At 61.4% G+C, this 9,687-nt stretch carries 7 protein-coding genes; all 7 read right to left on the bottom strand.

Annotation, left to right across the window (positions count from 1 at the left end; all coding sequences use genetic code 11):
- A partial coding sequence (locus tag ACRESD_RS07675) for a PAS domain S-box protein (protein ID WP_431750371.1) occupies positions 1-1,115 on the bottom strand: 1,115 nt, incomplete at its 3' end.
- A gap of 143 nt (positions 1,116-1,258) precedes the next feature.
- Entirely contained in the window at positions 1,259-3,214 is a 1,956-nt protein-coding gene (locus ACRESD_RS07670; RefSeq protein WP_431750370.1) for an acetoacetate--CoA ligase, read from the bottom strand.
- 161 nt (positions 3,215-3,375) lie between these two features.
- Positions 3,376-4,149: a 3-hydroxybutyrate dehydrogenase gene (locus ACRESD_RS07665; RefSeq protein ID WP_431750369.1), complete on the bottom strand. Its 774-nt coding sequence runs from the start codon at positions 4,147-4,149 to the stop codon at positions 3,376-3,378.
- 7 nt (positions 4,150-4,156) lie between these two features.
- Complete coding sequence (locus tag ACRESD_RS07660) at positions 4,157-5,548, bottom strand: GntP family permease (protein WP_431750368.1); 1,392 nt, start codon at positions 5,546-5,548, stop codon at positions 4,157-4,159.
- A 293-nt stretch (positions 5,549-5,841) separates the two neighbouring features.
- Positions 5,842-7,233: a sigma-54 interaction domain-containing protein gene (locus ACRESD_RS07655; protein ID WP_431750367.1), complete on the bottom strand. Its 1,392-nt coding sequence runs from the start codon at positions 7,231-7,233 to the stop codon at positions 5,842-5,844.
- Positions 7,230-8,795 carry an ABC transporter ATP-binding protein gene (locus tag ACRESD_RS07650; RefSeq protein WP_431750366.1) on the bottom strand — a complete coding sequence of 522 codons (1,566 nt, stop codon included), beginning with the start codon at positions 8,793-8,795 and terminating at the stop codon, positions 7,230-7,232. Before ACRESD_RS07650 ends, ACRESD_RS07655 begins: the two co-directional genes overlap by 4 nt.
- Before the next feature lie 10 nt (positions 8,796-8,805).
- On the bottom strand, positions 8,806-9,687 hold an 882-nt coding region (locus ACRESD_RS07645; RefSeq protein ID WP_431750365.1), incomplete at its 5' end, for an ABC transporter permease.

Raw genomic sequence — 9,687 nt, 5'->3', positions numbered from 1 at the left:
TTGCCCTTGAGCGCCGCGGCAATCTTGTCCTCGCGCCCGGCATACACGTCGTCGCCGAGCACTTCGCGGATGGACTTGCCGTACAGCTCCTGGGGCGTCATGCCGTACCAATCGAGGTAGGCGCTGTTGTTCAGGCGAAAGCGCTCTTCGTGGTCGACATAGCCGATCAGCACCGGCATGGCGTTGATGATCAGTTGCAGTTCGGTCTGGCTTTGGCGCAAGGCTTGTTCGGTGTGCTTGCGTTCGGTCAGGTCCAGTGCCGCGCCGAGGAAGCGCGCCGGGCGGCCCTGAGGGTCCTTGTAGCAGCGGCCTCGGGCAAACACCCAGCGCACTTGGCCGTCGGCTTGCAGCAGGCGGTATTCCTCGGCGTATTCAGTGCCGAAGGTGATGCAATGCTTGATGCTGCGCGCCACCATGCCGCGGTCTTCGGGATGTACGCCTTGCAAATAGGCGCTGATCGGCAGCAGGTCGGCGTCTTCCGGGTCGACACCATGCAGATAGGCGAAATGTGCATCGGCGATGAATCGGTCTTCGCCGATATCCCAATCCCAGGTGCCGACCGCGTCGGTAGCCGCCAGTGCCAATTGAAGGCGTTGCTCGGTGCTGTGTTGGGCCTTGAGGCTGTCTTCGGAACGTTGCTGCAGTTCGAGGGCTTTGCTGCGGCGCTCATTGGTCTCAATGGCGATGACCAGAATACCGGCGACTGTACCGCTTTCATCACGCACAGGGCTGTAGGTCAGGTCGAGCCAGATTTCGGTGTCGCGGTGATTGCGTTGCAGGACGAAGCGCTGCTCGCTGAAGGTGCGCACCTGCCCGCCGAGAACTGCGTCGTAGACTGGCGCGGTGAAACTTTCGAGCTCCGGCCAGGTTTCATGGGCCGGTCGGCCCAGGGCTTCGGGGTGCTTGTTGCCCGCAAGCAAGGCGAAACCATCGTTGTAGAGCTGAGTGAGCTGGCTGCCCCACAGCAGGAGCATCGGCATCGGCGAGTGCAGCACGATGTCGACGGCGGTGCGCAGGCTTTGCGGCCAACTGCTGGCATCACCGAGCGGGCTATGTGCCCAATCCCGCCGCGCGATCAATACTGCGGCTTCGCTGCCGGTGGATGTCCCATTCATGAAAAAGCCCTGAGCGTAACGCTTTGAAATATGACCGAAACCGATTATCCCGTGAGTTGGGAACGGCTGACTACCCCTCGAAAAATAGCATGCATTGGGGTTTTTTCTTCAAATGAGTACGTCAGGGCTGAAACCTTTCATCCTTACGTCGCGAGTTCAGGGCGGTCGCGAAAGTGAGCCAGGGCCTCTGGATTAGCTAGGGCGTCGGTGTTTTTTACCGGTTCGCCGTGAACGACATTGCGCACCGCCAGTTCCACGATCTTGCCGCTGATGGTACGTGGGATATCGTTGACGGCGAGGATCTTTGCCGGCACATGACGCGGTGTGGTGTTGGCACGGATGACCTGGCGGATCTGCTGTTCCAGCGCTTCATCCAGCTTGATACCCTCATTGAGGCGCACGAACAACACCACGCGCACGTCGTCGCGCCAGCGTTGGCCGATGGCCAGGCTTTCCATGACTTGCGGGACTTTTTCCACCTGGCGATAAATCTCTGCGGTGCCGATACGCACACCGCCAGGATTGAGCACCGCGTCGGAGCGCCCATGGATCAGCAGGCTGCCGTTGGGGCGTTGTTCGGCGTAGTCGCCCTGGGCCCACACACCGGGAAACTGGCTGAAATACGAGGCGCGTAATTTCTGCTGGTCAGGATCGTTCCATAACCCGATCGGCATGGCCGGGAAGTGCCGGGTGCACACCAGCTCGCCTTTTTCGCCGATCAATGGCTGGCCTTGCTCGTCCCACACTTCGATGGCCATTGCCAGGCTCTTGCATTGCATTTCACCACGCCGCACCGGCAGCACCGGATTGCCAATCACAAAGCAGGAAACGATGTCGGTGCCGCCCGACATCGACGACAGGCACAGCTCGCTTTTGATCTCGCGGTACACGTAGTCATAACTCTGCGGCGACAGCGGCGAACCGGTGGAAATGAGCCCTTTGAGGCTGCTCAGGTCATGGCTCAGGCGCGGTTGCAGCGCGGATTTTTCCAGGGTGGCGAGGAATTTCGGGCTGGTGCCGAACACGCTGATCTTTTCTGCGTCGATCAGGTCGATCAATCGCTCGGGGCCTGGGTAGAACGGCGAGCCGTCATACAGCACCGCCGTGGCGCCAAGGGCGAGTACCGACACCAGCCAGTTCCACATCATCCAGCCGCAGGTGGTGTAGTAGAACAGGCAGTCATCCCTGGACAGGTCGGCGTGTAAGCCGTGTTCCTTGAGGTGGGTGAGCAGTACGCCACCGGTGCCATGGATGATGCACTTGGGCACCCCGGTGGTGCCGCTGGAATAGAGGATGTACAGCGGGTGGTCGAACGGCACGGCAACAAACTCAGGCTCGCCACCGACTTGATAAAAGTCGCTCCACAGCGTGACCCTGGCTTGGCTGCGGTAGTCGTCGACGCGCGCCTGGGGCCGTGCATACGGGACGATGATCAGTTGTTCAAGGGACGGCAGGCGTTCGAGGATTTCATTGAGCTTGACGGTCTGGTCGATGTTTTTACCGGCGTAGCGGTAACCGGCGCAGGTGATCAGCACCTTGGGTTCGATCTGGCCGAAACGGTCGATCACACCCTGAGTGCCGAAGTCCGGTGACGAACATGACCAGATCGCACCGAGGCTGGTGGTGGCGAGCATGCCCACCAGGGTTTGCCAGGTGTTGGGCATGCACGCGGCGACGCGGTCGCCCTGCACGACGCCGGCCGCCCGCAGGCTTTTTTGCAAGCCGGCAACGTGGCTGGCCAATTCGGCGTAGGTCAGTTGTTCGCGCTGGCCGTCTTCACTGATAGCCACTACCGCAGGGTGAGCGTCGCGACGGCGCAGCAGGTGTTCGGCAAAGTTCAGGGTGGCGCCGGGGAACCACTGGGCGCTGGGCATTTCAGCGTCTTCGATCAGCGTCGCGGTGGGCGGGCTGCGAAATTGCACATCGAAGTAGGCGACGATGGCCCGCCAGAAGTCTGGGCGCTGGTCGATGCTCCATTGGTGCAGGGCGGGGTAGTCGTTGAGCTGCACGCTGTAGCGCTTGTTGATGTAGCGGCGGAACTGGTCCATGCGCGTGTTGGCGATGCGTTCCGGGGAGGGTTGCCAGAGGATGTCGGACATACGTACGTCTCTTATTTTTGTACAGGTCTTCCAAACAATAGAGTTCCAATGTGGGAGGGGGCTTGCCCCCGATAGCAATGGGTCAGTAATCAATGTGTTAACTGATACACCGCCATCGGGGGCAAGCCCCCTCCCACAGTTTTAATCTCCAGTGTCTGGTTTTATTGAGCCAGCCAGCCTCCATCGATATTCCACGCCGCGCCACGCACCTGGCTGCCGGCTTCGCTGCACAGGAACAAGACGAGTTCGCCCAACTGCGGCGGTGTCACGAACTCCAGTGACGGCTGCTTCTCGGCCAGCAGGTCATGCTGCGCCTGCTGCGGGTCCACGCCGCTGGCGGCACGATCATCAATCTGCTTCTGCACCAGCGGCGTCAGCACCCAACCCGGACAGATGGCGTTGCAGGTGACGTTGCTGGTGGCCGTCTCCAGGCCCACCACCTTGGTCAGGCCGATCACGCCGTGCTTGGCTGCCACATACGCCGCCTTGCCCACCGAACCGACCTGGCCGTGCACCGACGCGATGTTGACGATGCGCCCCCAGCCCTTGGCCTTCATCCCCGGCAAGCTCAAGCGAATGCTGTGGAACACCGAGGACAGGTTGATGGCGATGATCGAATCCCAGCGCTCCACCGGGAAGTCTTCCACGGCGGCCACGTGCTGGATGCCGGCATTGTTCACCAGGATATCCACGCCGCCGAACTCACGCTCGGCGTAGGCGAGCATGTCGGCGATCTGCGTCGGGTCGCTGACGTCCGCCGGGTGATGGCCGACCTTGCCACCGAACGCCTGCACCTGGGCGATCACCGCGCTGGCGTCGCCGAAGCCGTTGAGGATCAGGTTGGCGCCGGCCTTGGCCAGGCTCAGTGCGATGCCCAAACCGATGCCACTGGTGGAGCCGGTAACCAGGGCGGTCTTGCCATTCAAAATCGTCATACAAACCTCACACAATGCCGGTGGCGTAGAAAGTACCGATCACCACGAACACCGCGAGGGTCTTGATGATCGTGATGCCGAAAATGTCCTTGTAGGCTTCGCGGTGGGTCAGCCCGGTGACCGCCAGCAGCGTGATCACCGCGCCGTTGTGGGGCAGGGTGTCCATGCCGCCGCTGGCCATGGCCGCGACCCGGTGCAGCACTTCAAGGGGGATATTGGCCGCATGGGCCGCCGAAATAAAGCTCTCGGACATGGCAGCCAGGGCGATGCTCATGCCACCGGACGCGGAACCGGTGATGCCGGCCAGCAAGGTGACGGTAATCGCTTCGTTGACCAGCGGGTTGGGGATGCCCTTGAGCCAGTCCGCCAGCACCAGAAAACCCGGCAGCGAGGCGATCACTGCACCGAAGCCGTACTCCGACGCGGTGTTCATCGCCGCCAGCAAGGCGCCGCTGACCGCGCTTTTGCTGCCTTCGGCGAGCTTGCTTTTGATGGCTGACCAGCCGAATACCAACACCATCAAGATGCCCACCAGCAGCGCAGCCTGTACCGCCCAGATCGCGGTGAGCTTGGCGATTTCGGTCGTCACGGGTGCGCTCATGCCCGGCAGGCTGAGGCTGTGGGTCTTGCCGTACCACTGAGGGATCCAATGGGTGAACAGCAGGTTCATCACACCCACCAGAATCAGCGGCGACAGCGCGATCCAGGGGTTGGGCAGCGTGAGGTTTTCGGCGGTTTCCGGCTCGTTGCGCAACTCGGTGCCATAGCCTTCACCGGCACGCTGCGCTTTGTTGCGCTGGCGCGCCAGGTAGAGCATGCCGGTGCAGAACACGAAGATCGTGCCGATCAAGCCCAGCCACGGCGCGGCCCAGGCGGTGGTGCTGAAGAACGTGCTGGGGATGATGTTCTGGATCTGTGGCGTGCCGGGCAGGGCGTCCATGGTGAACGAGAACGCACCGAGGGCGATGGTCGCCGGGATCAGGCGCTTGGGGATATTGCTCTGGCGGAACATCTCTGCGGCAAACGGGTACACCGCAAACACCACCACAAACAGCGACACGCCGCCGTAGGTGAGCAGGGCGCAGACCAGCACAATCACCAGCATGGCCTGGCGCGTGCCGAGCAAACGGATCGCGGCGGCGACGATAGAGCGCGAGAACCCCGACAGTTCGATCAACTTGCCGAACACCGCGCCAAGCAAGAACACCGGGAAATACAGTTTGATGAAACCGACCATTTTCTCCATGAACACCCCGGTAAAGGCAGGGGCGACAGCGGACGGGTCGGTCAGCAGTACCGCACCGAGGGCGGCAATGGGGGCAAACAGGATCACGCTGTAGCCACGGTAGGCAGCCAGCATCAGCAGCGCCAGGGCTGCGAGGGCAATGATCACACTCATGGTGTGTCTCCAGATTGTTATTTTTGTGGGGTGGTGCTTTGAAGAAGGGCTATAGCGAGATGTGTGCCAAAATTTTAAGTTTTTGAAATATATAGGGAAATTTTAAATTTTTAGCAGAAGGCCTCAAGGCTGTCTCTATTTTGAGACAGGTGAGGAGCAAATGTGGGAGGGGGCTTGCCCCCGATGAGGGAGTGTCAGTTGATAGATGGGTTGGCTGACACACTGCCATCGGGGGCAAGCCTCCTCCCACATTAGATAGTCTCTTTATGGAGATATTCATCTCTATCTTGAGACTAGGCGATACCCAGCGCCACCATCTTCTTGTACAGCGTCGACCGCCCAAGCCCCAATCGCCTGGCTGCCTCCACCACATTCCCGTCGCTGGCTTTCAAGGCGGCCCCGATCACCTGCCGGTCAAACCGCTCCCGTGCAGCACTGAACGATTCACCCTCGAGGGCCCGCACCGTTCCGTGCTCCACTGGGCTGAATGTGCCGATCGCCGCGCGAATGTCCTCGGCATTCAACACCAGGGCATCACTCAGCAAGGCCGCCCGTTCGAGCACATTGCGCAACTCACGGATGTTCCCTGGCCAGGCGTGCTGTGCCAACAATACCAACGCTTCGGGATCGAGTTCGTGCTGGCTGCGCAGTTCCTCAAGAATCGCTTCGCTCAGCGCCGGGATATCTTCCAGGCGTTCGCGCAACGGCGGCACTTGGATGGGCAACACGTTCAATCGGTAATACAAGTCCGCACGGAACTCACCGCGCTTGATGGCTGCCTCCAGATCCAGGGACGTGGCGGCAATCACCCGCACATCGCTGTGCAGCATCTCGTTGGAGCCGACCGGTTCGTATTCTTTTTCCTGCAGTACCCGCAGTAATTTGCTTTGCAGCGGCAGCGGCATGTCGCCGATTTCATCGAGGAACAGCGTACCGCCCTGGGCGATTTGCAGTTTACCGGGGCGACCCTTGCGATCCGCGCCGGTAAAGGCGCCGGGCGCGGTGCCGAAGAATTCGGCTTCCAGCAGATCAGCGGGAATCGCCGCGCTGTTGATACTGACAAAGGCTTTATGCGCACGGTTTGAGGCACCGTGAATCGCCTGGGCGAGCAGCTCCTTGCCAGTGCCGGTTTCCCCGAGCAGCAACACCGGTGACTCGGCGCTCGCGCTACGGCGTGCCCGGCGTTTGACCTCCAGGCCAGCGGCGCTGGTGCCGATAAAGTGGGCGAAGTTGTATTTGCTCTGGCGCTTGCGCAGCAGCGAGCGGGTGGACGCCAGCTCCTGCTGCATGCTCAGGTAGCGCTCGATCATCGGTGACAGGTTGCGCAGCTCATCGAATAGCGCAAAACCAATCGCCCCGATCACCGCGCCGGCATCGTCATGAATCGGCAGGCGCATCACCACCAGCGGGCCTTTGGGCGTGTCCTGGATGTCCAGCAGAATCGGCCGGTCGGTGCGCACCACCTGGCGCAGCAGGCTATTGGAAATCACCTTTTCACAAGGCTGGCCAATGGCGTCGTCGGCACTGTCAAGGCCGAAACGCTTGGCGTAGCGCTCGTTCATCCACACGATATTCGCGTCGCGGTCGACGATCACCGTGCCCTCGCTGGACTGTTCGATGATCTCGAACAGCGACTGGATGGCCAGGCCGCGAACTTGTTGGTAATCCTTGAGACTGGTGTTCATGGCTGTGCGGCCGCTAGCAGTTCCTGGGTGTACGGATGCTGCGGTGACTCAAATACAGCGTGGCTCGCTCCGCGCTCCACCACCTTGCCATCCTTGACCACGATCATGTCGTGGGCCATGGCGCGCACCACCGCCAGGTCATGGCTGATGAACAGGTAAGTCAGGCCGTACTTCTCCTGAAGTTCGCGCAGCAAGGCCACCACTTGCTTCTGCACGGTTCGATCCAGCGCCGAGGTAGGCTCGTCCAGCAGCATCAGCGCGGGCTTGAGCACCAAGGCCCGGGCGATGGCGATGCGTTGGCGCTGGCCCCCGGAAAACTCATGGGGGTAACGGTGTCGACTTTCAGGGTCGAGGCCCACATCCTTGAGCACCTGGATCACCTGGGCATCGCGATCTTCCAGGCTGCAGGGGGCATGGACCTCCAGGCCTTCACTGATGATCTGTTGCACCGACATGCGCGGGCTCAGGCTGCCATAAGGGTCCTGGAACACCACCTGCATCTGCTTGCGCCAGGGGCGCATCTGCCGAGGGTTCAACGGGTCTAGGGCTTCGCCCTGGAAACGGATGCTGCCACTGGAGTCCAGCAAACGCAGGATTGCCTGGCCCAATGTGGACTTGCCCGAACCGGACTCGCCGACGATTCCCAGGGTTTTGCCACGCTGCACACTGAGGCTGATGCCGTCGACTGCACGCAGGTAGGTCTTGCGCCGAAACAACCCGCCACCGAGAGGGAACTGCACGGTCAAGTCGTCCACTTGCAATACCGTCTCGCGCTCATCACTGCACAGCGCCGCACCGACGGGCTCGGCATCCAGCAGCAGGCGGCTGTAAGGGTGGTGCGGAGCACTGAACAAAGTCTGGCAGTCGGCCTGCTCGACAATTTCCCCGGCACGCATCACGCACACGCGCTGGGCAATGCTGCGCACCAGGTTGAGGTCGTGGCTGATCAACAGCAGCGACATGCCCAGGCGCTTTTGTAGCGATTTGAGCAGCAACAGGATCTTGCGCTGCACGGTGACGTCCAGCGCAGTGGTCGGTTCGTCGGCGATCAGCAGTTCCGGTTCGCAGGCCAAGGCCATGGCGATCATCACCCGTTGGCGCTGGCCACCGGAGAGTTGATGCGGGTAAGCCTTGAGCCGCTCCTGGGGCTTCTGGATACCCACCAGTTCGAGCAGCTCAAGGATGCGCGCCTGCGCCGCTTTGCCGCCCAGGCCCTTGTGCAGCAGCAGGGTTTCGCCGATCTGCTTTTCGATGCTGTGCAGCGGGTTGAGGGAGGTCATCGGCTCCTGGAAAATCATCGCGATACGGTTGCCGCGCAGCTTTTGCAGGGTGGCCGTCGAAGCGCCTATAAGCTCTTGGCCGCGATATTTCACGGAGCCAGTGGTTTGCGTACCGGCTTCGGGCAGCAGTTGCAAAATCGAATGGGCCGTCACCGACTTGCCGGAGCCCGATTCGCCCACCAGTGCCAGGCACTCGCCGGGGCGTACATCCAGGCTCAGGTTGCGCACCACGGTCTGGCCGCTGAAGGCGACACTGAGGTCGCGGATTTCGATCAGGTTCATAGGGAGTCACTCATGAACGTGGGTCGAAGGCATCACGTAATGCCTCGCCGATAAAGACCAGCAGCGACAGGATCAGCGCCAAGGTGAAAAACGCCGTCAGCCCCAACCAGGGCGCCTGCAGGTTCTGCTTGCCCTGGGCGATCAACTCGCCCAGCGACGCGCTGCCTGCGGGCATGCCGAAGCCGAGGAAATCCAGGGCGCTCAAGGTAGAAATCGCGCCGGTGAGGATGAACGGCAAATAGCTCAAGGTCGCCGTCATGGCATTGGGCAGGATATGCCGACGAATGATCTTGCCATCGCCCAGCCCCAACGCCCGTGCGGCCTTGACGTACTCCAGGTTGCGCCCGCGCAGGAACTCGGCGCGCACTACGTCCACCAGCGCCAGCCAGGAAAACAACGCCATGATCCCCAGCAACCACCAGAAGTTAGGCTCGACAAAGCCTGACAGGATGATTAACAGGTACAGCACCGGCAGCCCGGACCACACTTCAAGGATGCGCTGGCCGACCAGGTCGACCCAGCCGCCGTAATAGCCTTGCAACGCACCGGCGGCAATGCCGATGACGGCGCTGATGGCGGTGAGTGCGAGGGCAAACAGAATCGACACCCGTGCGCCGAAGATCACCCGCGCCAGCACATCCCGCGCCTGGTCATCGGTGCCCAGCCAGTTCACCGACGACGGCGGGCTGGGGGCCGGGCGGATCAGTTCGTAGTTGGGGGTGTCGTCGCTGAACGGGATCGGCGGGAACAACATCCAGCCGCCGTCCTGCTTGATCAGCTTTTGCACGTAGTCACTGCGGTAGTCGGCCTGGAACGGCAATTGTCCGCCGAACTGCTGTTCGGTGTAGCGCTTGAACACCGGGAAATACAGCTCGTTCTTGTAGCTGAGGAC

The organism is Pseudomonas sp., from assembly GCF_050739995.1.
In the GTDB taxonomy this organism is placed as follows: Bacteria; Pseudomonadota; Gammaproteobacteria; order Pseudomonadales; family Pseudomonadaceae; genus Aquipseudomonas.
This window is presented reverse-complemented; position numbering and strand designations above follow the sequence as displayed.

Bases quoted from the DNA above. Each gene is read 5' to 3' on its own strand.
- ACRESD_RS07670 (WP_431750370.1), bottom strand. From the start codon at position 3,214: ATGTCCGACATCCTCTGGCAACCCTCCCCGGAACGCATCGCCAACACG.
- ACRESD_RS07665 (WP_431750369.1), bottom strand. From the start codon at position 4,149: ATGACGATTTTGAATGGCAAGACCGCCCTGGTTACCGGCTCCACCAGT.
- ACRESD_RS07660 (WP_431750368.1), bottom strand. From the start codon at position 5,548: ATGAGTGTGATCATTGCCCTCGCAGCCCTGGCGCTGCTGATGCTGGCT.
- ACRESD_RS07655 (WP_431750367.1), bottom strand. From the start codon at position 7,233: ATGAACACCAGTCTCAAGGATTACCAACAAGTTCGCGGCCTGGCCATC.
- ACRESD_RS07650 (WP_431750366.1), bottom strand. From the start codon at position 8,795: ATGAACCTGATCGAAATCCGCGACCTCAGTGTCGCCTTCAGCGGCCAG.